The following is a 22,373-nucleotide window of genomic DNA, read 5'->3' as shown; positions in this document are numbered from 1 at the left end:
TGATTTCAATGCCGTCCCTCGATAGCCTGAAAACCCTTAAAACACTGCAAGTCGACGCCAGGACCTACCACTACTTCAGCCTGCCGGATGCCGCCCGAAGCCTGGGTGACCTGGACAAACTGCCCATGTCGTTGAAGGTGCTGCTGGAAAACCTGCTGCGCTGGGAAGATGAAAAAACCGTCACCGGCACCGACCTCAAGGCCCTGGCCGGTTGGCTCAAGGAGCGCCGTTCCGACCGCGAGATTCAATACCGCCCGGCACGGGTGTTGATGCAAGACTTCACTGGCGTCCCCGCCGTGGTCGACCTGGCCGCCATGCGCGCCGCCATGGAAAAGGCCGGCGGCGATCCCCAGCGCATCAACCCGCTGTCGCCGGTGGACCTGGTGATCGACCACTCGGTGATGGTGGACAAATTCGCCAGCAGCCAGGCGTTCGAGCAGAACGTCGACATCGAAATGCAACGCAACGGCGAACGCTACGCCTTCCTGCGCTGGGGCCAGAGCGCTTTCGACAACTTCAGCGTGGTGCCGCCGGGCACCGGCATCTGCCATCAGGTGAACCTCGAATACCTGGGCCGCACCGTGTGGACTAAAGAAGAAGACGGCCGCACCTACGCGTTCCCGGACACCCTGGTGGGCACCGACTCCCACACCACCATGATCAACGGCCTCGGCGTGCTGGGCTGGGGCGTCGGCGGGATCGAGGCGGAAGCGGCCATGCTCGGCCAGCCGGTGTCGATGCTGATTCCCGAGGTCATCGGCTTCAAACTCGTCGGCAAACTGCGCGAAGGCATCACCGCCACCGACCTGGTGCTGACCGTCACGCAGATGCTGCGCAAGAAAGGCGTGGTGGGCAAGTTCGTCGAGTTCTATGGCGACGGTCTTGCCGATCTGCCCTTGGCCGACCGCGCCACCATCGCCAACATGGCGCCGGAATACGGCGCCACCTGCGGCTTCTTCCCGGTGGACGATGTGACCCTGGACTACTTGCGCCTGTCGGGACGCCCAGCGGAAACGGTGAAATTGGTGGAGGCCTATTGCAAGGCCCAAGGCCTGTGGCGCTTGCCCGGCCAGGAGCCGGTGTTCACCGACACCCTGGAGCTGGACATGGGCAGCGTCGAGGCCAGCCTCGCCGGGCCCAAACGCCCGCAGGACCGGGTCTCGCTGCCGAATGTCGGCCAGGCTTTCAGCGACTTCCTGGGGTTGCAGGTCAAGCCCACCAGCAAAGAAGAAGGTCGCCTGGAAAGTGAAGGTGGCGGTGGCGTCGCGGTGGGCAATGCCGATCAGGTGGGCGAAGCCGAATACGAATTCGAAGGCCACACCCATCGCCTGAAAAACGGCGCGGTGGTGATTGCAGCGATCACCTCGTGCACCAACACCTCCAACCCCAGCGTGATGATGGCCGCCGGGCTGCTGGCGAAAAAAGCCGTGGAGAAAGGCCTGACCCGCAAGCCTTGGGTCAAGAGTTCCCTGGCCCCGGGCTCCAAGGTGGTCACCGACTACTACAAGGCGGCCGGCCTGACCGAGTACCTGGATAAACTTGGTTTCGACTTGGTGGGCTATGGTTGCACCACCTGCATCGGCAACTCCGGACCATTGCCGGAGCCGATCGAAAAAGCCATCCAGAAAGCCGACCTGACGGTGGCCTCGGTATTGTCAGGCAACCGCAACTTCGAAGGCCGGGTGCACCCACTGGTGAAGACCAACTGGCTGGCCTCGCCACCGCTGGTGGTCGCCTATGCCCTGGCCGGCACCGTGCGCATCGACATCAGCAGCGAGCCGCTGGGCAACGATCGGGACGGCAAGCCGGTGTACCTGCGGGATATCTGGCCCAGCAGCCAGGAAGTGGCCGCCGCCGTGGCCCAGGTCAACACCAGCATGTTCCACAAGGAATACGCTGCCGTGTTTGCCGGTGACGAACAATGGCAGGCCATCGAAGTGCCGCAAGCGGCGACTTACGTCTGGCAGGACGACTCGACCTACATCCAGCACCCGCCGTTCTTCGACGACATCGGCGGGCCGCCACCGGCCGTCAGGAACGTCGAGGGTGCCCGGGTCCTGGCCCTGTTGGGAGACTCGGTGACCACTGACCACATCTCCCCGGCCGGCAATATCAAGGCCGACAGCCCGGCCGGTCGCTACCTGCGCGAACAAGGCGTGGAGCCGCGAGACTTCAACTCCTATGGCTCCAGGCGCGGCAACCACCAGGTGATGATGCGCGGCACCTTCGCCAATATCCGCATTCGCAACGAAATGCTCGACGGCGAAGAAGGCGGCAACACGATCTACATCCCCAGTGGCGAACGAATGCCGATCTACGACGCCGCCATGCGGTACCAGGCCGCCGGCACGCCCCTGGTGGTGATTGCCGGGCAGGAATATGGCACCGGGTCGAGCCGGGACTGGGCCGCCAAGGGCACGAACCTGCTGGGGGTCAAGGCGGTGATCGCCGAAAGCTTCGAGCGCATCCACCGCTCCAACCTGGTGGGCATGGGCGTGCTGCCATTGCAGTTCAAGCTCGACCAGAACCGCAAGCGCCTGAACCTTACGGGCAAGGAAACCCTGGACATCCTGGGCCTCAATGACGTCGAACTGACGCCGCGCATGAACCTGCCCCTGGTCATCACCCGAGAGGACGGCAGCCAGGAGCGAATCGAAGTGTTGTGCCGGATCGATACCTTGAATGAAGTGGAGTATTTCAAGGCCGGCGGGATCCTTCACTATGTACTGCGGCAATTGATTGCCGGCTAAAGATCAGCCCCCCCTGTGGGAGCGAGCTTGCTCGCGATAGCGGTAGAACAGTCAACATCGATGTTGACTGACAAGCCCCTATCGCGAGCAAGCTCGCTCCCACAGGTTCTGCGGCTTACTGACCGTTATTCACCTCTTAACAGGCGATGTTTTTGTATCGGCCCGCCTATAATCCCGTCGGCACTCACGGAACAGAGTCCGCCAACGGCTTGCCCCTCCTGCGCATGAACCTGCATGGACACAAATGTGCCCTTTGCGCGACACGGTGGCGTCGAAGCCCCAACGGCCGCTCTCGCCCCGAGCTCTTCCGCTAAAAGGATGTTGTATGCCCGCTTTACCCTGGCTTCACCTGGCCCTCCTCTCCACAGGCTACGGTCTGGCGCTGGTCTACGGCCATTTGACCTGGACGGCTGTCATCTCGGTCGCGCTATTGCTGTTTGCCGGGTATGCGGTTCGCCAACAGCAAACGCCGGTAGGCCAGTTTCTCGGGCACGCCCTGTTCCTGATCATGGCCCTGGCATTGGCCCTGCACTGGATGCCCGGCTTCTTCAACGGGCGGGTGATCCCGGCGCAACGCTTGACCGACGACGCCGCGCCGTTTGCCATGTACCTGAACCAGGACAAGCCGCTGATCGGCTTCTGGCTGTTGCTGGCCTGCCCCTGGATCGTCGGCCGACGCCCATTGCGCCTGGCGGCAGGGGCCACGGCACTGGGCCTGGCGTTGAGCGCGGTGCTGGCCCTCGGCGGAGCCATGCTGCTGGGCATGATCCACTGGGCGCCGAAATGGCCGGATCAAGCCTGGTTGTGGGTGTTCAACAATCTTTTATTGGTGACGCTGGTGGAGGAAGCGCTGTTTCGTGGCTACATTCAGGGGGGCTTGAGCCGGCGCTTCAAACACCTGAGTTACGGCGACAACCTGGCGCTGCTCCTGTCTTCGCTACTGTTCGGCCTGGTACATGCTGGCGCAGGTTGGCAATGGGTGCTGCTGTCGGGCCTGGCGGGGGTCGGTTACGGCCTGGCGTATCGTTTTGGCGGCCTGGGCGCGGCGATTGCCACGCATTTCCTCCTCAATCTGCTTCATTTCGCCCTATTTACCTACCCGATGCTGGCGTGATAGCGACAGGCAAAAATAACTTCAATTAAAACCTGACACCGCCGACAACCTTTCATAGCCTTTCAAAGCCTTGCGGATCTACACACCATGCGTAACAACCAGCCCGTCACACAACGCGAAAGGACCTTCCCGGCCCAGCAACGATTGATTTCGACCACCGACGCCAAGGGCGTGATCACCTACTGCAACGACGCGTTCGTTGACATCAGCGGGTATTCGAAGGAAGAACTGATTCGTTCGCCGCACAACCTCGTGCGCCATCCCGACGTCCCATCCGCTGTGTTCGCGCACATGTGGGGTACGCTGAAACAAGGCTTGCCATGGATGGGCATCGTCAAGAATCGCAGCAAGAACGGCGACCATTACTGGGTCAACGCCTATGTCACGCCCGTGTTCGAGGGCAACCAGGTGATCGGCTACGAGTCGGTGCGGGTCAAGCCCTCCGCCGAACAGATCGCCCGCGCCGAGGCGCTTTATCAACGCATCAACCAAGGCAAGTCCGCAGTTCCGGGTAGCGACAAATGGGTGCCCATACTGCAGGACTGGCTACCGTTTATCCTGGTCAGCCAGTTGAGTTTCATCGTCGGCGCTTTCCTGGATTCCTCCTGGGGCTTTGCTCTGGCCGCCCTGCTGTCGGTGCCGCTGGGGCTATTAGGCCTGCAATGGCAGCAACGCGGAATCAAGCGCCTGCTGCGCCTGGCCGAGCAAACCACGTCCGACCCGCTGATCGCCCGAATGTATACCGACAGCCGCGGCGTCCAGGCACGCCTGGAGATGTCGATCCTCAGTCAGGAAGCGCGCCTGAAGACCTGCCTGACCCGCCTGCAGGACACCGCCGAGCACCTTAACGATCAGGCTCGCCAGTCCAACACCCTGGCCCATGACAGCTCCAGCGGCCTGGAGCGCCAGCGGGTGGAAACCGAACAGGTCGCCACGGCCGTCAACCAGATGGCGGCAACGACCCAGGAAGTCGCCAGCCACGTGCAGCGCACCGCCGACGCTACCCAGGAAGCCAATCGCCTGACCAGCCGCGGGCGCGACATCGCCGGGGAAACCCGCGAAGCCATCGAGCGCCTGTCGGTGGTGGTCGGCGAGACCGGGCAGACCGTGACCCAGCTGGCCAAGGACAGCGACGAGATCGGTGGCGTGGTAGACGTGATCAAAGGCATCGCCGACCAGACCAACCTGCTGGCCCTCAACGCCGCCATCGAAGCGGCCCGCGCCGGGGAGATGGGCCGCGGCTTTGCCGTGGTGGCTGACGAAGTGCGGCAACTGGCACAACGCACCAGCGAATCCACCGGGCAGATCCACGCCCTGATCGCCAAGCTCCAGCAGACCGCCACCAACGCCGTGCAGACCATGGACGCCGGCCATCGCCAGGCCGAAGAAGGCGTGGCCCGGGTCATGGAAGCAGACGAGGCGCTGGTGGGGATCAGTGAAGCGGTGGCGCACATTACCGACATGACCACCCAGATCGCCGCCGCCACCGAGGAACAAAGCTCAGTGGCCGAGGAGATCAGCCGCAACATCAGCAATATCTCCGAGCTGGCCGACCAGACCTCTGGCCAGGCTCACAGCTCGGCACTGCTGAGCGAAGAGCTGACCCGTACGGCCAACACGCAGTACTCGTTGGTGGAGCGGTTTAACCGCTGAACGTTGCTTGATACAGAAAACCCGGATAGCGAAAGCTTCCGGGTTTTTTATTGCCTGGCAGGCCGCCATCGCGAGCAGGCTCGCTCCCACAGGGGAACTCGGTCGCTCATCCAAATGCGCTCCAATTGTGGGAGCGAGCTTGCTCGCGAAGAGGCCAGGACAGACGCTATCAATCCTGAAGAAACGCCGCCACCTTTCCCGCAGCAGCCTCCAGATGCTGCTCATGACTAAATCCCGAAGCCTTCAACGGCTTCAAATCATGATCCCCCGCCGCCAGCCACATCACCTCGATGCTCGGTGACAAGGCATACCCCTGCACCGCTTCACGATTGCCCAACGCATCGCGCTCGCCCTGAACGATCAAGGTCCGGGCTTTCAACGCCGCCAGATGCTCGACCCGCGGTTTCTCCGGCTTGCCCACCGCGTAGAAGGGATAGCCCAGGCATACCAGCGCATCGGCGCCCAGCTCATCGGCCAGCAGGCTCGCCATCCGTCCGCCCATGGATTTGCCCCCCAAGGCCAGCCGCCCAGCGACATAAGGCCGCACCGTGGCGTACACCTCACGCCAGCATTCCAGCAACTTAGGGGCCGGGTTGGGTGGACGCTTGCCCCCATCCAGGCGCCGCTGGGCCATGTAGGGAAACTCGAAACGCAACACGTTGACACCATGCGCGGCAAGGCGCGCGGTCATTTCCTCCATAAAGCCACTGTCCATTGGCGCACCGGCACCATGAGCCAGGATCAGGGTTGGCGCCTTGGCGCTGGCGACCGATTGCCCGGCTGTCCATAACCAGCCGTGTTCGGCTACACATCGCGCCCATTGATCCCCGTCAATACTGGCCTTGTGCTGTTTGTCCATGCTGACCTCGCTTTTAGTCTGCCTATAACTCCAGGCGAAGAACGCCGCACTGCCTTGCGCAGGCGCTACTTCGGCTGAACCGTGGATGGGGAACCATGAACACTTCTATCAGTACCGCCTACAACTACAAGGTGGTCCGCCAATTCGCCATTATGACGGTGGTGTGGGGCATCGTCGGCATGGGGCTCGGGGTTTTTCTCGCCGCCCAATTGGTCTGGCCACAACTCAACTTCGATTTGCCATGGACCAGCTTCGGCCGCCTGCGCCCACTGCACACCAACGCAGTGATCTTTGCCTTCGGCGGGTGCGCGTTGTTTGCGAGTTCGTTTTATTCGGTGCAACGCACCTGCCAGACACAGCTGTTCGCGCCGAAAATCGCCGCGTTCTGCTTCTGGGGCTGGCAACTGGTGATCCTGCTGGCGGCAATCAGCCTGCCACTGGGCTACACCAGTTCCAAGGAATACGCCGAGCTGGAATGGCCGATCGATATTCTGATCACCATCGTCTGGGTTGCCTACGCCATCGTGTTCTTCGGCACCGTGGCCAAGCGCAACACCAAGCACATCTACGTCGGTAACTGGTTCTTCGGCGGGTTCATCCTGACCGTGGCGATCCTGCACATCGTCAACAACCTGGAACTGCCGGTGAGCTTCACCAAATCCTACTCGGTGTACGCCGGGGCCACGGATGCGATGGTGCAATGGTGGTACGGCCACAACGCCGTGGGCTTCTTCCTCACCGCAGGCTTCCTGGGGATGATGTACTACTTCGTGCCGAAGCAGGCCGAGCGCCCGGTGTATTCCTATCGCTTGTCCATCGTGCACTTCTGGGCGCTGATCACCCTGTACATCTGGGCCGGCCCTCACCACTTGCACTACACCGCGCTGCCGGACTGGGCACAGTCCCTGGGCATGGTGATGTCGCTGATCCTGCTGGCGCCAAGCTGGGGCGGCATGATCAACGGCATGATGACCCTGTCGGGTGCCTGGCATAAGTTGCGCAGCGACCCGATCCTGCGGTTCCTGGTGGTGTCCCTGGCGTTCTACGGCATGTCGACCTTCGAAGGTCCGATGATGGCGATCAAGACCGTCAACGCCCTCTCCCACTACACCGACTGGACCATCGGCCACGTGCATGCCGGCGCGCTCGGCTGGGTGGCGATGATTTCCATCGGTGCGCTGTACCACATGATCCCGAAAGTCTTCGGCCGGCCACAGATGCACAGCATCGGCCTGATCAACGCGCACTTCTGGCTCGCGACCATCGGCACCGTGCTGTACATCGCCTCGATGTGGGTCAACGGCATCGCCCAGGGCCTGATGTGGCGTGCGGTGAACGAGGACGGCACGCTCACCTACTCCTTCGTCGAAACCCTGGTGGCCAGCCACCCAGGCTTCGTCGTGCGGCTGGCAGGCGGGGCGATCTTCCTCCTCGGCATGCTGCTGATGGCCTACAACACCTGGCGCACCGTGCGGGCCTACCAGCCTGCCGAAGCCGCCGCTGCCGCGCAGATGGCCTGAGGAGTCCACCATGAAACACGAAACAATCGAAAAAAACGTCGGCCTGCTGATGCTGCTGATGGTCCTTGCCGTGAGCATTGGCGGCCTGACCCAGATCGTGCCGCTGTTCTTCCAGGACGTGACCAATAAACCGGTGGACGGCATGAAGCCCTACACCGCGCTGCAACTGGAAGGCCGCGACATCTACATCCGTGAAGGCTGCGTCGGCTGCCACTCGCAGATGATTCGTCCGTTCCGCGCCGAGACCGAGCGCTACGGCCACTACTCCGTCGCCGGCGAAAGCGTCTGGGACCACCCATTCCTTTGGGGCTCCAAGCGTACCGGGCCGGACCTGGCACGGGTCGGCGCGCGCTACTCCGATGACTGGCACCGCGCCCACTTGTACAACCCGCGCAACGTCGTGCCCGAGTCGAAAATGCCCGCCTACCCGTGGCTGGTGACCCAAGCGGTGGACAGCAGCCATACCGAAGGCAAGCTGCGCGCCATGCGCACCCTGGGCGTGCCGTACACCGACGACGACATCACCGGTAGCGTGGCCTCGCTCAAGGGCAAGACCGAAATGGACGCGCTGGTGGCCTACCTGCAAGTGCTCGGCACTGCCATCAAGAGCAAGAGGTGAGCCATGGTTCTTGAAATGAGTACTGGAATGATCCGCGGCCTGGGCACGGTCGTGGTGTTCATCGCCTTCATCGGCCTGACCCTGTGGGTATTCAGCAGCAAACGTCGTCCAGAGTTCGCCGAAGCGCGCCTGCTGCCGTTCGCCGACGAGCCGCCCGCCGACATCGCCACCCCCCAAGACCCTGCAACAAGGAGTACCCGGCCATGACCACCTTCTGGAGTACGTGGATCTGCGTACTGACCATCGGCAGCCTCATCGGTCTGACCTGGCTGCTGATCGGCACCCGCAAGGGCGAGACCAAGGGCAGCGTCGACCAGACCATGGGCCACAGCTTCGACGGCATCGAGGAGTACGACAACCCGCTGCCGCAGTGGTGGTTCCTGTTGTTCGCCGGCACCCTGGTGTTTTCCGTCGGCTACCTGGTCCTCTATCCGGGCCTGGGCAACTGGAAAGGCATCCTGCCAGGTTACGACAACGGCTGGACCGGCGCCCATGAGTGGGAAAAGGAAATGGCCAAGGCCGACGCCAAGTTCGGGCCGATCTTCGCCAAATTCGCCGCCATGCCCGTGGAGGAAGTGGCCAAGGACCCACAAGCCTTGAAGATGGGTGGCCGCCTGTTCGCCTCCAACTGCTCGGTCTGCCACGGCTCGGATGCCAAGGGTGCCTTCGGCTTCCCGAACCTGGCCGACAGCAACTGGCGCTGGGGCGGCGCTGCCGACACCATCAAGGCCACCATCATGGGTGGCCGCATGGCGGCGATGCCGGCCTGGGGCGAAGTGCTGGGCGAGGCCGGGGTCAAGAACGTGGCCGCGTATGTACGCCACGACTTGGCCGGCCTGCCTCTGCCGGCAGACAGCGGTGCCGACCTGCAAGCCGGCCAGCAGGCCTACAACACCACCTGCGTTGCCTGCCACGGTGCCACCGGCCAGGGGACCGAAGCCATGGGCGCGCCGAACCTGACGCAACCGGCCGGCTTCATCTACGGCACCAGCCTGGCACAGTTGCAGCAGACCATTCGCCATGGTCGCCAGGGCCACATGCCGGCGCAGAATGAGTTGCTGGGCAACGACAAGGTGCAACTGCTTGCCGCCTACGTCTACAGCCTGTCCCACACAGCCGGTGCCGAGCGCCTGCAAGCCGAACACAAAAGCGAATAAATCTTGACCGCGTGAACAGCCGCATCCGTCTGGATGCGGCTGCTCCGTGTCCCTGCGCGACGCATTGTCGCACCCTCCCATAGTCTTTCTTTCGGTTCCCCTGAATCGGGTCTAAGCTTGCCTTTGCGTGCACTGGCGACTGCCGGTTTCAGGTCGACCCGACCCGATGCGTTCGACAATCGTTCGTCAAAAAGGCCGCAAAGGCTGGTGAATACCGGCTGTTGCGACAGTTGCCTGGCATCACCCGAACGCTGTGTTTGAACACACCCCGTTACAACCGACCTGACCCCCTCGCCTCGTTCCTTCGTTGCGACATTTTGCCGTGGGCCATTTTTGTCCCTACACGGAACATGGAAAGGCCGCAGAATCAGCTTTGGAAAGCATTGACCCAGGTCATGGCGCGTTGCAATGACCCCCCGCTTTCTCCATACTTGCGACCGATTTTTATCCTAATAAAACACCCAAACCGTGGAACCTTAGAATGAGCACAGCAATCAGTCCGACTGCTTATAACTATAAGGTAGTCCGCCAGTTCGCCATCATGACGGTGGTCTGGGGGATCCTTGGCATGGGGCTCGGTGTCTTCATCGCCTCGCAACTGGTCTGGCCGGAGTTGAACTTCGATCTGCCATGGACGACATTTGGACGCCTGCGCCCGCTGCACACCAACCTGGTGATCTTCGCCTTCGGTGGTTGTGCATTGTTTGCCACTTCTTACTACGTCGTGCAGCGAACCTGCCAAACGCGACTGATCTCCGACGGCCTCGCCGCCTTTACCTTCTGGGGCTGGCAAGCGGTCATCGTGGGTGCGATCGTGACCTTGCCAATGGGTTTCACCACCACCAAGGAATACGCGGAACTGGAATGGCCCCTGGCTATCCTGCTGGCCATCGTCTGGGTGACCTACGGCCTGGTGTTCTTCGGCACCATCGTCAAGCGCAAGACCAAGCACATCTACGTCGGTAACTGGTTCTACGGTGCGTTCATCGTCGTGACCGCCATGCTGCACATCGTCAACCACGCCTCCCTGCCGGTCAGCTTCTTCAAGTCGTACTCGGCCTACTCGGGCGCGACCGATGCGATGATCCAGTGGTGGTACGGCCACAACGCCGTGGGCTTCTTCCTGACCACGGGCTTCCTGGGGATGATGTACTACTTCGTGCCGAAACAGGCCGAGCGTCCGATCTATTCCTATCGCCTGTCCATCGTCCACTTCTGGGCGCTGATCACCCTGTACATCTGGGCCGGTCCGCACCACCTGCACTACACCGCACTGCCGGATTGGGCGCAGTCCCTGGGCATGGCGATGTCGATCATCCTGCTGGCGCCAAGCTGGGGCGGCATGATCAACGGCATGATGACCCTGTCGGGGGCCTGGCATAAGCTGCGCACCGACCCGATCCTGCGCTTTTTGGTGGTATCGCTGGCGTTCTACGGCATGTCGACCTTCGAAGGCCCGATGATGGCCATCAAGACCGTCAACTCCCTGAGCCACTACACCGACTGGACCATCGGCCACGTGCATGCCGGTGCGCTCGGCTGGGTAGCGATGATTTCCATCGGCGCCATCTACCACATGATCCCGAAACTGTTCGGTCGTGCGCAGATGCACAGCACCGGCCTGATCAACGCGCACTTCTGGCTCGCGACCATCGGCACTGTGCTCTACATCGCCTCGATGTGGGTCAACGGCATCACCCAGGGCCTGATGTGGCGTGCAATCAACGACGACGGCACCCTGACCTACTCGTTCGTCGAAGCGCTGCAAGCCAGCCATCCTGGTTTCATCGTTCGTGCCCTGGGCGGCGCGTTCTTCGCCAGCGGCATGCTGTTCATGGCCTACAACGTGTACCGCACCGTTCGTGCCTCTGACCCGGCTGAAGCTGAAGCCGCCGCCAAGATCGCCGTAGTTGGAGCTCACTGATGAAGCACGAAACAGTAGAGAAGAATATCGGCCTGCTGGCCTTCTTCATGGTCATCGCCGTGAGTATCGGCGGCCTGACCCAGATCGTTCCGCTGTTTTTCCAGGACGTGACCAACAAGCCGGTCGAAGGCATGAAGCCGCGCACCGCCCTTGAGCTGGAAGGCCGCGACGTCTACATCGCCAACGGCTGTGTCGGCTGCCACTCGCAGATGATCCGTCCGTTTCGCGCAGAAACCGAACGCTACGGCCACTACTCGGTCGCCGGTGAAAGCGTCTGGGACCACCCGTTCCTGTGGGGTTCCAAGCGTACCGGTCCGGACCTGGCCCGCGTTGGCGGCCGCTACTCCGACGACTGGCAGCGTGCGCACCTGTACAACCCGCGCAACGTAGTGCCTGAGTCGAAAATGCCGGCTTACCCGTTCCTCGTAGAAAACAAGCTCGACGGCAAAGACACCGCCAAGAAAATGGAAGTCCTGCGCACCCTGGGCGTGCCTTACACCGACGAAGACATCGCCGGTGCCAAGGATGCCGTCAAGGGCAAGACTGAAATGGACGCGCTGGTGGCCTATCTGCAAGGCCTGGGCACCATCATCAAAAGCAAACGGTGATTCTTTATGGATATCGGGATGATTCGCGGCCTGGGCACTGTCGTCGTGATGGTGGCCTTTATCGGTCTGGCCCTGTGGGTGTTCAGCCCCAAGCGCAAGTCGGAGTTTGAAGACGCGACCTTGCTGCCGTTCGCGGATGATCCCGAAGCCATCAAGCACGTCGAGCAAGCTTCTAGGAGTAACAAAGAATGACTACGTTCTGGAGTCTGTACGTCACAGTCCTCAGCCTGGGTACGATCTTCGCCCTGACCTGGCTGCTGCTGTCGACCCGTAAGGGCCAGCGCGCCGAACAAACGGACGAGACTGTTGGTCACTCGTTCGATGGCATCGAAGAGTACGACAACCCACTGCCGAAATGGTGGTTCATGTTGTTCGTGGGCACCATTGTCTTCGCCCTGGGTTACCTGGTGCTCTACCCGGGCCTGGGCAACTGGAAAGGCCTGCTGCCAGGGTATAACTACCTGGACACCGAAAAGCAGACCCCTTTCGCCAATGGCCAGACCGGCTGGACCGGCGTTCACGAGTGGGAAAAGGAAATGGCTCGTTCGGACGCCAAGTTTGGTCCGATCTTCGCCAAGTTCGCGTCGATGCCAATTGAAGAAGTCGCCAAGGACCCGCAAGCCTTGAAGATGGGTGGCCGCCTGTTCGCCTCCAACTGCTCGGTCTGCCACGGTTCCGACGCCAAGGGTGCCTATGGCTTCCCTAACCTGACCGACGCCGATTGGCGCTGGGGCGGTGAGCCGGAAACCATCAAGACCACCATCATGGGCGGTCGTCACGCCGTGATGCCGGGCTGGGCTGCCGTGGTTGGCGAGCAAGGTGTCGCCGACGTCTCCGCCTACGTGGTGACCAGCCTGCACGGTCGCAAGCTGCCGGAAGGCGCCAAGGCCGATCCGGCCAACGGCCAGAAACTGTTCGCCGCCAACTGCGTGGCCTGCCACGGTCCAGCTGGCAAGGGCACGCCTGCCATGGGCGCACCTGACCTGACGCATCCAGCCGGTTTCATCTACGGTTCGAGCTTCGCTCAACTGCAGCAGACCATCCGCTACGGGCGCCAGGGCCAAATGCCGGCCCAGGCCGACTTGCAAGGCAACGACAAGGTCCACCTGCTGGCGGCCTATGTCTACAGCCTGTCTCACGGCGAAAAGGCTCCGGCCGCTGACGCCCAGTAAGACCAGTAGCTGATACACCAAAGGCCCCTCCAATCTGATTGGCGGGGCCTTTTTGTTACCGACCGAAAAACCTGGGTAAATCTGTTTCGCTTGCCGGCCACCCACCCCGGTAGCAACATGCCTACATCGGCGTGGCGGTGCTCAACCCGTGGATTGGCTGATGCATATTCGGCAGTCATCACAAGGTGCCCTTCAGCTCGCCAACGCCACAGAATGTCTATAGTCAATTGATCTGAGTCATGACTTGTTACATCCGCTACACCATTCTATGCAGACCCCCAACGCGACCAAAGGTCGCACCCCTGGGCTAGAGCGACAGGCGTATCATTGCGCCACCGCAACACCCTTTCTGACCGTGGTCGGCACGTACTGGCCCCGGCACTTTTCCACTGCCGTGGGATGCATTTGATGAGTAACCAGATTCCGGTACATGACGTCACTCCGCCTGCCAAGGACGCGAACAAAAGCGTCGACCTGTATGCCTCTCGGGAAAAAATCTACACGCGCGCCTTCACTGGCCTGTTCCGCAACCTGCGAATGGTCGGCGGCGCGCTATTGTTCCTGCTGTATTTCGGTACGGTCTGGCTGAACTGGGGCGGCCATCAGGCCGTCTGGTGGAACCTGCCGGAACGCAAGTTCTTCATTTTCGGCGCGACCTTCTGGCCCCAGGATTTCATCCTGCTGTCCGGGATGTTGATCATTGCCGCCTTTGGCCTGTTTTTCATCACGGTCTATGCCGGACGAGTGTGGTGTGGCTACACCTGCCCCCAGAGCGTGTGGACGTGGATCTTCATGTGGTGCGAAAAAGTCACCGAAGGCGACCGCAACCAGCGTATCAAGCTCGACAAGGCCCCCATGGGCGCCAACAAATTCCTGCGCAAGTTCGCCAAGCACAGCCTGTGGCTGCTGATCGGCTTCGTCACCGGCGTGACCTTTGTCGGTTACTTCACGCCAATCCGCGAACTGGTGTTCGAGTTCTTTACCGGCCAGGCCGATGGCTGGTCGTATTTCTGGATCGGCTTCTTCACCCTCGCCACCTACGGCAATGCCGGCTGGCTGCGTGAACAGGTGTGCATCTATATGTGCCCTTACGCGCGCTTCCAGAGCGTGATGTTCGACAAGGACACCCTGATCGTTTCCTACGACCCGCGTCGTGGCGAAAGCCGTGGCCCGCGCAAGAAGGGCGTTGATTACAAAGCCCTGGGCCTCGGGGATTGCATCGACTGCACCATGTGCGTCCAGGTCTGCCCTACCGGTATCGATATCCGTGACGGCCTGCAGATCGAGTGCATCGGCTGCGCGGCATGCATCGATGCCTGCGACAACATCATGGACAAGATGGATTATCCACGCGGCCTGATCAGCTACACCACCGAACACAACCTTTCGGGGCAGAAAACCCATAAACTGCGCCCGCGCCTGATCGGTTATGCCTTGGTGCTGCTGACCATGATGAGCCTGTTGGCGACGGCGTTCTTCATGCGCTCGCTGGTGGGTTTCGACGTCAGCAAGGACCGCGTGCTCTACCGCGAAAACGCCGAAGGCCGGATCGAGAACGTCTACAGCCTGAAGATCATGAACAAAGACCAGCGCGACCATACGTACGTCCTGGAAGCCGCCGGCCTGCCCGACCTCAAGCTGCAAGGCCGGCGGGAAATCAAGGTCGCGGCCGGCGAGATCTACAGCCAGCCGGTTGAACTGTCCAGCGCACCGGAGCAACTGCCATCGAGCACCAACGAGGTGACCTTCATCCTCAAGGACGCCGATGACGAAAGCGTACATGTCGAAGCCAAGAGCCGGTTCATCGGCCCACAAACTCGTTGAGAGAACTGAACATGCCTGCAGCAACCGCCACCAGCCCTTGGTACAAGCACCTCTGGCCCTGGATCATCATCGCGATCCTGACCTGCTCGGTGACACTGAGCCTGACGATGGTGACCATTGCGGTGAAGAACCCGGATAACCTGGTCAACGACAACTATTACGAAGCCGGCAAGGGCATCAACCGCTCGCTGGAGCGCGAATTGCTCGCCCAGACCCTGCAACTGCGTGCCAACGTGCAACTGGATGACGTTACCGGCGAAGTGAACCTGCGCCTGAACGGCAACAGCCGGCCCCAGACCCTGGAACTGAGCCTGATCTCGCCGACCCAGCCGGAGAAGGACCGCAAGATCGTCCTGACCCGCAACGACAGCGAACCGGGGCGCTACGTCGGTCAGCTGACGGACAAGATCGAAGGCCGGCGCTTTGTCGAATTGCTGGGGGTGGAGAACGACAAGACCTGGCGCCTGTTCGAAGAAGAACAGATCGACCACGACCAGGACATCCTGCTCGGCGATGAGCCGCTGCAAGGCGCTGAAGACCTGAAAAAATAAGCCGCTTTAGTGGCGAGGGAGCTTGCTCCCGCTGGGTCGCGAAGCGGCCCTGTTTTTTGATCCAGCGATCCTTCAGGCATATTGCGCTCTTAGATTACGACTGCTTCGCAGCCGAGCGGGAGCAAGCTCCCTCGCCACAAAAGGCTTCATGCGATACCCATGACCACTCCACAGCCCTGCTACCACTGCGCCCTGCCCGTCCCCCCTGGCAGTCGCTTCACCGCCGTTGTCCTCGGTGAAACCCGCGAGTTGTGCTGCCCGGGCTGCCAGGCGGTGGCCGAGGCCATTGTCGCCGGCGGCCTGGAAAGTTATTACCAGCATCGCAGCGAAGCGTCGGCCAACCCCGAATCCCTGCCCGTCCAGTTAACCGATGAACTGGCGCTGTACGATCGCCCTGACGTGCAGCAATCATTCGTCCGCCATGAAGGCGAACTGGCCGAAACCACACTGTTGATGGAAGGCATCAGTTGCGCCGCCTGCGGCTGGTTGATCGAAAAACAATTACGCAGCCTGCCCGCCGTGGCCGAAGCGCGATTGAACCTGTCCAATCATCGCCTGCATGTGCGCTGGGCCGACGCCCAACTGCCGCTGAGCGCGCTGCTCGCCGAATTGCGCCAGATCGGCTACGTCGCCCACCCGTACCAGGCCGATCAGGCCTGTGAACAACTCGCCGCACAAAACCGCCTGGCCCTGCGCCAATTGGGTGTGGCCGGTCTGTTGTGGTTCCAGGCGATGATGGCGACCATGGCCACCTGGCCGGAATTCAACATCGACCTGAGCCCGGAGATGCACACCATCCTGCGCTGGGTTGCCCTGTTTCTCACCACGCCCATCGTGTTCTATAGCTGCGCGCCGTTCTTCAAAGGCGCTATGCGCGACCTGCGCACCCGTCACCTGACCATGGACGTTTCAGTCTCCCTGGCCATCGGCGGCGCTTACGTCGCCGGGATCTGGACGTCGATTACCGGCGTTGGCGAGTTGTATTTCGATGCCGTGGGCATGTTCGCCCTGTTCCTGCTGGCCGGCCGTTACCTGGAACGCCGGGCTCGGGAGCGCACGGCTGCTGCCACCGCCCAACTGGTCAATCTGTTGCCGGCCTCGTGCCTGCGCCTGGAGGAGAACGGCCAGAGTGAACGCATCCTGCTCAGCGAATTGCGCACCGGTGACCGGGTGCTGGTGCATCCCGGGGCGGTCCTGCCGGCTGATGGCAAAATTCTCGATGGCCAGTCCAGCATCGACGAATCGCTGCTGACCGGCGAATACCTGCCCCAACCTCGGCAAGTGGGCGATGCGGTCACCGCCGGCACGCTGAACGTCGAAGGGGCCTTGACGGTCGAGGTGCTGGCGCTCGGGCAAGACACCCGGCTGTCGGCCATTGTGCGGCTGCTGGAACGGGCCCAGGCCGAGAAGCCGCGACTGGCGGAAATCGCCGATCGCGCTGCCCAATGGTTCCTGTTGTTCTCCCTGGTCGCGGCTGCGGCCATCGGCCTGTTGTGGTGGCAACTGGAGGCCTCGCGGGCCTTCTGGATTGTCCTGGCGATGTTGGTCGCCACCTGCCCTTGCGCGTTGTCCCTCGCCACGCCAACTGCCCTCACCGCTGCCACCGGCACCTTGCACAAGCTCGGCCTGCTGCTGACGCGCGGCCATGTGCTGGAAGGCCTGAACCAGATCGACACGGTGATTTTCGACAAAACCGGCACCCTCACCGAAGGTCGCCTGGCGTTGCGCGCCATTCGGCCATTGGCGGCCCTCGACGGCGATCAATGCCTGGGCTTGGCCGCCGCCCTGGAAAACCGTTCCGAACACCCCATCGCCCGCGCCTTCGGCCGCGCACCACTGGCCGCCGAGCAGGTACAAAGCACCCCGGGGCTGGGGCTGGAAGGCCTCGTGGCGGAACAGCGCCTGCGCATCGGCCAACCCGGTTTTGTCTGCGAACTCAGTGGCGCGACGGTGCCGGTGATGCCGGATCAGCCTGGGCAATGGCTGTTGCTGGGCGATGAGATCGGGCCGCTGGCCTGGTTCGTCCTCGATGACCGCTTGCGCGTCGATGCCCCAGCACTGCTGGCGGCCTGCAAGGCACGGGGCTGGCGGACGCTGCTGTTGTCGGGTGACAGTTCACCCATGGTTGCCAGCGTCGCCGCCGAGCTGGGCATCGATGAAGCCCGCGGCGGCCTGCGCCCGGACGACAAACTGGCCGTGTTGCAACAGTTGCATCAACAGGGCCGCAAGGTGCTGATGCTCGGCGACGGAGTGAACGACGTGCCCGTGCTGGCGGCGGCGGACATCAGTGTCGCCATGGGCTCGGCCACCGACCTGGCCAAGACCAGCGCCGACGCCGTGCTGCTGTCCAACCGCCTCGACGCCCTGATCCACGCCTTCAGCCTGGCCCGACGCACCCGCCGGGTGATCATTGAGAACCTGGTGTGGGCAGGGTTGTACAATGGCCTCATGTTGCCGTTCGCCGCCCTCGGCTGGATTACGCCGGTGTGGGCGGCGGTCGGCATGTCCATCAGTTCGTTGACCGTGGTGTTGAATGCGCTGAGGCTGACGCGTCAGCCCAAGGCGCAGGTTTTCGACGCCACGCCCGATACCCGCCCGCTGCCGGCCTGAGCCGCGCGGGCATGGAGTTCCGACATGCCAGCTCTCTACGTGATGATCCCGGCCGCGCTGCTGATCGTGGCCATCGCCGTGTACATTTTCTTCTGGGCCGTGGACAGCGGCCAGTACGACGACCTCGACGGTCCGGCCCACAGCATTCTGTTCGACGACCAGGACCCGAACCACAAGGCGGCGGTGGACGAAGCCAGTGGCGAGGCCCGCAAGCCGGACGATAAGGCTCCGCCCCATGCTTGATCTGGCGCCACTGCTGGTTTCGGCGGTTATCCTTGGCCTGCTCGGCGGCGGCCACTGCCTGGGCATGTGCGGCGGCCTGATGGGCGCCCTGACCCTGGCGATCCCCAAGGAACAACGCAGCCGCCGCTTTCGGTTGCTGCTGGCGTACAACCTGGGACGGATCCTGAGCTACGCCACCGCCGGGTTGCTGATCGGCCTGGCCGGCTGGGCCGTGTCCAACAGTCCGGCAGCGATGATCATGCGGGTGCTGGCCGGCTTGCTGTTGATTGCCATGGGCCTGTACCTGGCGGGCTGGTGGAGCGGCCTGACGCGCATCGAAAGCGTGGGGCGTGGTTTGTGGCGGCACATCCAGCCCGTCGCCAACCGGTTGCTGCCGGTGTCGAGCATGCCCCGGGCCTTGCTGCTCGGCGCGCTGTGGGGCTGGCTGCCGTGCGGCCTGGTCTACAGCACCCTGCTCTGGTCCGCCAGTCAGGGCAATGCACTGGACAGCGCGCTGCTGATGCTCGCCTTCGGCCTGGGCACCTGGCCGGTGCTGCTCGCCACCGGCCTGGCAGCCGAGCGCGTCACCGCCCTGCTGCGCAAACGCAGCGTGCGCGTGGCCGGTGGGTTGCTGGTGATTATTTTCGGCGTATGGACACTGCCGGGGCCGCATCAACATTGGCTCATGGGGCATTGACCGAGTTGCCCCCCAATCGCGAGCAAGCTCGCTCCCACAGGAGACTTGCTGCAGGACACCTTCCATGTGGGAGCGAGCCTGCTCGCGATGAGGCCTGCATCGACAACACCGATGTCCCGTTGACGCAAATCAAAACGGCCACGCCCACGCGCCCTTAGACTCGCCCCATGCCAGTCTATCCGGGGAATGCCCGCATGCTCGACACCATTTGTTGGGACTCAGATCTCATCCGCCGTTACGACCTGGCGGGACCACGCTACACCTCGTACCCCACTGCGGCGCAGTTCGCCAGCCAGGTGGGCACCTTCGACCTGCTCCACGCCCTGCGCGACAGCCGCAAGGCCCTGCGGCCGCTGTCGCTGTACGTGCACATACCGTTCTGCGCGAACATTTGCTACTACTGCGCCTGCAACAAGGTCATCACCAAGGACCGCGGCCGCGCCCACGCCTACCTGCAACGCCTGGAGCAGGAAATCCAGTTGATCGGCTGCCACCTGGACCCCGCCCAGCGCGTAGAACAGTTGCACTTTGGCGGCGGCACCCCGACGTTCCTCAGCCACGACGAACTGCGCCAACTGATGGCCAAGCTGCGCCAGCACTTGAACCTGCTGGACGACGATTCCGGCGACTACGGCATCGAAATCGACCCCAGGGAAGCCGACTGGTCGACCATGGGCCTGTTGCGCGAACTGGGTTTCAACCGGGTCAGTATCGGCCTGCAAGACCTTGACCCGGCGGTGCAGCGAGCCGTCAATCGCCTGCAAAGCCTGGAAGAAACCCGTGCCGTGGTCGAAGCCGCCCGGACCTTGCAATTCCGTTCGATCAACATCGACCTGATCTACGGGCTGCCTAAGCAGACCCCGGAAAACTTCGCCCGCACCGTCCAGGAAGTCATCCACCTGCAACCGGACCGGCTCTCGGTGTTCAACTACGCCCACCTGCCGGAACGCTTCATGCCCCAGCGGCGCATCAACAGCCAGGACTTGCCGAACCCGGAGCAGAAACTGGCGATGCTGCAAGGCACCATCGAACAACTGACCGCCGCCGGTTACCGCTATGTCGGCATGGACCACTTCGCCCTGCCCGACGACGAACTGGCAATTGCCCAGGAAGAGGCCACATTGCAGCGCAATTTCCAGGGCTACACCACCCATGGCCATTGCGACCTGATCGGCCTTGGCGTGTCAGCCATCAGCCAGATCGGCGATTTGTACTGCCAGAACAGCAGTGACCTGAACCATTACCAGAACACCCTCGCCGACGGGCAACTGGCGACCAGTCGCGGGCTGATCTGCAACGCTGACGACCGGCTTCGGCGCGCGGTGATCCAGCAGTTGATCTGTCATTTCCACCTGCCTTTCGCCGAGATCGAGCAAACCTTCAACATCGATTTTCGCGGTTACTTCGCGCCGCAGTGGCCGCAATTGCAGGCCATGGCCGCGGATGGGCTGATCGAGCTGGATAACACCCACATCCGGGTATTGCCCGCCGGGCGCCTGCTGGTGCGATCGGTGTGCATGGTGTTCGATGCCTATCTGGACCAGCACAATCGCCAACGCTTCTCCCGAGTCATCTGAGCGCGACAATTTGACGACGAAACCACGCTGGCCGGACTGTCTGCTCTGGGGTACCCTTACGCCTTATGCGTGATTTCCCACAAGGATTTAAGAAATGTCCGAGCCAGTCAAACTGCGCGCCCACAACCAGGCCCATTGCAAGGATTGCAGCCTGGCCCCCCTCTGCCTGCCACTTTCGCTGAACCTGGAGGACATGGACGCGCTGGACGACATCGTTAAACGGGGCCGCCCGTTGAAAAAAGGTGAATTCCTGTTTCGCCAGGGCGATACCTTCGATTCGGTCTATGCGGTGCGCTCGGGTGCCTTGAAGACCTTCAACCTGAGCGACGGCGGCGAAGAACAGCTCACCGGCTTCCACCTGCCCAGCGAACTGGTGGGCCTGTCCGGCATGGACACCGAGTCCCACCCGGTCTCGGCCCAGGCGCTGGAAACCACCTCGGTGTGCGAAATTCCCTTCGATCGCCTGGACGAGTTGTCCATACAGCTGCCGCAACTGCGCCGCCAGTTGATGCGGGTCATGAGCCGGGAAATTCGTGACGATCAGCAAATGATGCTGCTGCTTTCGAAAAAAACCGCCGACGAGCGTATCGCCACGTTCCTGGTCAACCTCTCGGCACGCTTCCGCGCCCGCGGGTTCTCGGCCAACCAGTTCCGCCTGAGCATGTCGCGCAACGAAATCGGCAATTACCTGGGCCTGGCGGTGGAAACCGTGTCCAGGGTCTTCACCCGCTTCCAGCAGAACGAGTTGATTGCCGCCGAAGGCAAGGAAATTCACATTCTCGACCCGATCCAGCTCTGCGCCCTGGCCGGCGGCTCGATCGACGGCTGATGAGCCAGCGCGGCTGAGGGACGTTCCCAGCCGCGCTATACTGCCGCGTTTGCAGCCCTGCCAGGACACTTCCACGATGGTCTTTGACTCCTTCGACATCAAATCCCTGATCCGCCCCGTGATCGACTTCCCCAAGCCCGGCGTGATCTTTCGCGACATTACCCCGCTCTTCCAATCCCCAACTGCCCTGCGACTGGTCATGGACAGTTTCGCCCACCGCTATGTCGAGGCCGACTTCACTCACATCGGCGCGATGGATGCGCGGGGTTTCCTGATCGGCTCGATCCTGGCCTATCAGTTGAACAAGCCGCTGATCTTGTTCCGCAAACAAGGCAAGCTGCCGGCCGATGTGCTGGCCGAGGGTTACCAGACCGAATACGGCGAAGCCTTCCTTGAAGTGCACGCCGATAGCTTGTGCGAGGGTGATTCGGTGGTGATGTTCGATGACCTGATCGCCACTGGCGGCACGCTGATCGCCGCTGCCAACCTGATCCGCCGCATGGGCGCCAAGGTCCATGAAGCCGCGGCGATCATTGACCTGCCGGAGCTGCTCGGCTCCCAGCGCCTGGAAGACATGGGAATACCGACGTTCTGCCTGACGCAGTTCTCGCTCAGCGAAAAATAGTCATCAAGCCGTGAATACCCCTGTGGGAGCGAGCTTGCTCGCGATAGCGGTGTGTCAGCCAG

General features: G+C 62.2%; 20 protein-coding genes. 19 read left to right on the top strand and 1 reads right to left on the bottom strand.

Annotation, left to right across the window (positions count from 1 at the left end; translation table 11 throughout):
* Window positions 1-8: 8 nt before the first annotated feature.
* The 3 genes from acnA to HU749_RS10450 all read left to right on the top strand — a co-directional run bounded on the left by acnA (window position 9) and on the right by HU749_RS10450 (window position 5,517).
* Window positions 9-2,750, top strand: a complete 2,742-nt coding sequence (acnA, locus tag HU749_RS10460) for an aconitate hydratase AcnA (RefSeq protein ID WP_186650304.1) — start codon at window positions 9-11, stop codon at window positions 2,748-2,750.
* A gap of 325 nt (window positions 2,751-3,075) precedes the next feature.
* Window positions 3,076-3,864, top strand: coding sequence for a CPBP family intramembrane glutamic endopeptidase (locus HU749_RS10455; RefSeq protein ID WP_186650301.1), 789 nt, complete (start codon window positions 3,076-3,078; stop codon window positions 3,862-3,864).
* A gap of 87 nt (window positions 3,865-3,951) precedes the next feature.
* On the top strand, window positions 3,952-5,517 hold the full coding sequence (locus HU749_RS10450; RefSeq protein ID WP_079302131.1) for a methyl-accepting chemotaxis protein: 1,566 nt from the start codon (window positions 3,952-3,954) through the stop codon (window positions 5,515-5,517).
* Window positions 5,518-5,686: 169 nt separating this feature from the next.
* Here HU749_RS10450 and HU749_RS10445 read toward each other — a convergent pair whose 3' ends face one another.
* Window positions 5,687-6,376 (bottom strand): alpha/beta family hydrolase, encoded by a 690-nt coding sequence (locus HU749_RS10445; RefSeq protein ID WP_095961971.1) that lies wholly within the window; start codon window positions 6,374-6,376, stop codon window positions 5,687-5,689.
* Between the two features lie 95 nt (window positions 6,377-6,471).
* On the opposite strand from HU749_RS10445, the gene ccoN (HU749_RS10440) reads away from it, so the two are divergent.
* From ccoN (HU749_RS10440) to HU749_RS10365, 16 genes are all read left to right on the top strand, one after another.
* Window positions 6,472-7,896 carry a cytochrome-c oxidase, cbb3-type subunit I gene (gene ccoN, locus HU749_RS10440; protein ID WP_014339375.1) on the top strand — a complete coding sequence of 475 codons (1,425 nt, stop codon included), beginning with the start codon at window positions 6,472-6,474 and terminating at the stop codon, window positions 7,894-7,896.
* A 10-nt stretch (window positions 7,897-7,906) separates the two neighbouring features.
* A complete protein-coding gene (gene ccoO / locus HU749_RS10435) occupies window positions 7,907-8,515 on the top strand; it encodes a cytochrome-c oxidase, cbb3-type subunit II (RefSeq protein WP_014339376.1) in 609 nt (202 codons plus the stop codon).
* Window positions 8,516-8,518: 3 nt separating this feature from the next.
* On the top strand, window positions 8,519-8,722 hold the full coding sequence (locus HU749_RS10430) for a cbb3-type cytochrome oxidase subunit 3 (protein WP_003199610.1): 204 nt from the start codon (window positions 8,519-8,521) through the stop codon (window positions 8,720-8,722).
* Entirely contained in the window at window positions 8,719-9,672 is a 954-nt protein-coding gene (gene ccoP, locus HU749_RS10425; RefSeq protein ID WP_079302133.1) for a cytochrome-c oxidase, cbb3-type subunit III, read from the top strand. Before HU749_RS10430 ends, ccoP (HU749_RS10425) begins: the two co-directional genes overlap by 4 nt.
* A gap of 481 nt (window positions 9,673-10,153) precedes the next feature.
* A complete protein-coding gene (gene ccoN / locus HU749_RS10420; RefSeq protein ID WP_014339379.1) occupies window positions 10,154-11,596 on the top strand; it encodes a cytochrome-c oxidase, cbb3-type subunit I in 1,443 nt (480 codons plus the stop codon).
* Window positions 11,596-12,204, top strand: coding sequence for a cytochrome-c oxidase, cbb3-type subunit II (gene ccoO / locus HU749_RS10415; RefSeq protein ID WP_014339380.1), 609 nt, complete (start codon window positions 11,596-11,598; stop codon window positions 12,202-12,204). Before ccoN (HU749_RS10420) ends, ccoO (HU749_RS10415) begins: the two co-directional genes overlap by 1 nt.
* 6 nt (window positions 12,205-12,210) lie before the next feature.
* On the top strand, window positions 12,211-12,396 hold the full coding sequence (locus HU749_RS10410) for a CcoQ/FixQ family Cbb3-type cytochrome c oxidase assembly chaperone (RefSeq protein WP_003175465.1): 186 nt from the start codon (window positions 12,211-12,213) through the stop codon (window positions 12,394-12,396).
* Window positions 12,393-13,376, top strand: coding sequence for a cytochrome-c oxidase, cbb3-type subunit III (gene ccoP / locus HU749_RS10405; protein WP_014339381.1), 984 nt, complete (start codon window positions 12,393-12,395; stop codon window positions 13,374-13,376). Before HU749_RS10410 ends, ccoP (HU749_RS10405) begins: the two co-directional genes overlap by 4 nt.
* Before the next feature lie 408 nt (window positions 13,377-13,784).
* The gene (ccoG, locus tag HU749_RS10400) at window positions 13,785-15,200 is read left to right on the top strand and encodes a cytochrome c oxidase accessory protein CcoG (RefSeq protein ID WP_046065276.1); all 1,416 of its coding nucleotides are present in this window, start codon (window positions 13,785-13,787) and stop codon (window positions 15,198-15,200) included.
* Between the two features lie 11 nt (window positions 15,201-15,211).
* Window positions 15,212-15,751: a FixH family protein gene (locus HU749_RS10395; protein ID WP_186650298.1), complete on the top strand. Its 540-nt coding sequence runs from the start codon at window positions 15,212-15,214 to the stop codon at window positions 15,749-15,751.
* 159 nt (window positions 15,752-15,910) lie between these two features.
* Window positions 15,911-18,361: a heavy metal translocating P-type ATPase gene (locus tag HU749_RS10390; protein ID WP_186650296.1), complete on the top strand. Its 2,451-nt coding sequence runs from the start codon at window positions 15,911-15,913 to the stop codon at window positions 18,359-18,361.
* Window positions 18,362-18,385: 24 nt separating this feature from the next.
* Window positions 18,386-18,604, top strand: a complete 219-nt coding sequence (gene ccoS / locus HU749_RS10385) for a cbb3-type cytochrome oxidase assembly protein CcoS (protein WP_003183505.1) — start codon at window positions 18,386-18,388, stop codon at window positions 18,602-18,604.
* On the top strand, window positions 18,597-19,280 hold the full coding sequence (locus HU749_RS10380) for a sulfite exporter TauE/SafE family protein (protein WP_079302136.1): 684 nt from the start codon (window positions 18,597-18,599) through the stop codon (window positions 19,278-19,280). The genes ccoS and HU749_RS10380 overlap by 8 nt, the downstream gene beginning before the upstream one ends.
* A gap of 194 nt (window positions 19,281-19,474) precedes the next feature.
* Complete coding sequence (gene hemN, locus HU749_RS10375; protein ID WP_095961973.1) at window positions 19,475-20,857, top strand: oxygen-independent coproporphyrinogen III oxidase; 1,383 nt, start codon at window positions 19,475-19,477, stop codon at window positions 20,855-20,857.
* Window positions 20,858-20,951: 94 nt separating this feature from the next.
* Window positions 20,952-21,686: a fumarate/nitrate reduction transcriptional regulator Fnr gene (fnr, locus tag HU749_RS10370; RefSeq protein WP_079302138.1), complete on the top strand. Its 735-nt coding sequence runs from the start codon at window positions 20,952-20,954 to the stop codon at window positions 21,684-21,686.
* A gap of 76 nt (window positions 21,687-21,762) precedes the next feature.
* A complete protein-coding gene (locus tag HU749_RS10365) occupies window positions 21,763-22,311 on the top strand; it encodes an adenine phosphoribosyltransferase (protein ID WP_046065271.1) in 549 nt (182 codons plus the stop codon).
* The last annotated feature ends 62 nt before the right edge of the window (window positions 22,312-22,373 follow it).

The sequence above is a fragment of the Pseudomonas ogarae genome, from assembly GCF_014268695.2.
Lineage (GTDB): Bacteria > Pseudomonadota > Gammaproteobacteria > Pseudomonadales > Pseudomonadaceae > Aquipseudomonas > Aquipseudomonas kilonensis.
Note: the sequence above shows the minus strand (reverse complement) of the source record. Positions and strands in the feature narration are given on the sequence as shown.

What these genes read in the sequence shown, in the direction of transcription:
- ccoP (WP_014339381.1), top strand. Translation starts at nt 12,393, where the DNA reads ATGACTACGTTCTGGAGTCTGTACGTCACAGTCCTCAGCCTGGGTACG.
- HU749_RS10395 (WP_186650298.1), top strand. Translation starts at nt 15,212, where the DNA reads ATGCCTGCAGCAACCGCCACCAGCCCTTGGTACAAGCACCTCTGGCCC.
- HU749_RS10410 (WP_003175465.1), top strand. Translation starts at nt 12,211, where the DNA reads ATGGATATCGGGATGATTCGCGGCCTGGGCACTGTCGTCGTGATGGTG.
- ccoO (WP_014339376.1), top strand. Translation starts at nt 7,907, where the DNA reads ATGAAACACGAAACAATCGAAAAAAACGTCGGCCTGCTGATGCTGCTG.
- ccoP (WP_079302133.1), top strand. Translation starts at nt 8,719, where the DNA reads ATGACCACCTTCTGGAGTACGTGGATCTGCGTACTGACCATCGGCAGC.
- ccoN (WP_014339375.1), top strand. Translation starts at nt 6,472, where the DNA reads ATGAACACTTCTATCAGTACCGCCTACAACTACAAGGTGGTCCGCCAA.
- ccoN (WP_014339379.1), top strand. Translation starts at nt 10,154, where the DNA reads ATGAGCACAGCAATCAGTCCGACTGCTTATAACTATAAGGTAGTCCGC.
- HU749_RS10390 (WP_186650296.1), top strand. Translation starts at nt 15,911, where the DNA reads ATGACCACTCCACAGCCCTGCTACCACTGCGCCCTGCCCGTCCCCCCT.
- HU749_RS10380 (WP_079302136.1), top strand. Translation starts at nt 18,597, where the DNA reads ATGCTTGATCTGGCGCCACTGCTGGTTTCGGCGGTTATCCTTGGCCTG.
- HU749_RS10450 (WP_079302131.1), top strand. Translation starts at nt 3,952, where the DNA reads ATGCGTAACAACCAGCCCGTCACACAACGCGAAAGGACCTTCCCGGCC.
- HU749_RS10455 (WP_186650301.1), top strand. Translation starts at nt 3,076, where the DNA reads ATGCCCGCTTTACCCTGGCTTCACCTGGCCCTCCTCTCCACAGGCTAC.
- ccoS (WP_003183505.1), top strand. Translation starts at nt 18,386, where the DNA reads ATGCCAGCTCTCTACGTGATGATCCCGGCCGCGCTGCTGATCGTGGCC.
- HU749_RS10365 (WP_046065271.1), top strand. Translation starts at nt 21,763, where the DNA reads ATGGTCTTTGACTCCTTCGACATCAAATCCCTGATCCGCCCCGTGATC.
- HU749_RS10445 (WP_095961971.1), bottom strand. Translation starts at nt 6,376, where the DNA reads ATGGACAAACAGCACAAGGCCAGTATTGACGGGGATCAATGGGCGCGA.
- acnA (WP_186650304.1), top strand. Translation starts at nt 9, where the DNA reads ATGCCGTCCCTCGATAGCCTGAAAACCCTTAAAACACTGCAAGTCGAC.
- ccoG (WP_046065276.1), top strand. Translation starts at nt 13,785, where the DNA reads ATGAGTAACCAGATTCCGGTACATGACGTCACTCCGCCTGCCAAGGAC.
- hemN (WP_095961973.1), top strand. Translation starts at nt 19,475, where the DNA reads ATGCTCGACACCATTTGTTGGGACTCAGATCTCATCCGCCGTTACGAC.
- fnr (WP_079302138.1), top strand. Translation starts at nt 20,952, where the DNA reads ATGTCCGAGCCAGTCAAACTGCGCGCCCACAACCAGGCCCATTGCAAG.
- HU749_RS10430 (WP_003199610.1), top strand. Translation starts at nt 8,519, where the DNA reads ATGGTTCTTGAAATGAGTACTGGAATGATCCGCGGCCTGGGCACGGTC.
- ccoO (WP_014339380.1), top strand. Translation starts at nt 11,596, where the DNA reads ATGAAGCACGAAACAGTAGAGAAGAATATCGGCCTGCTGGCCTTCTTC.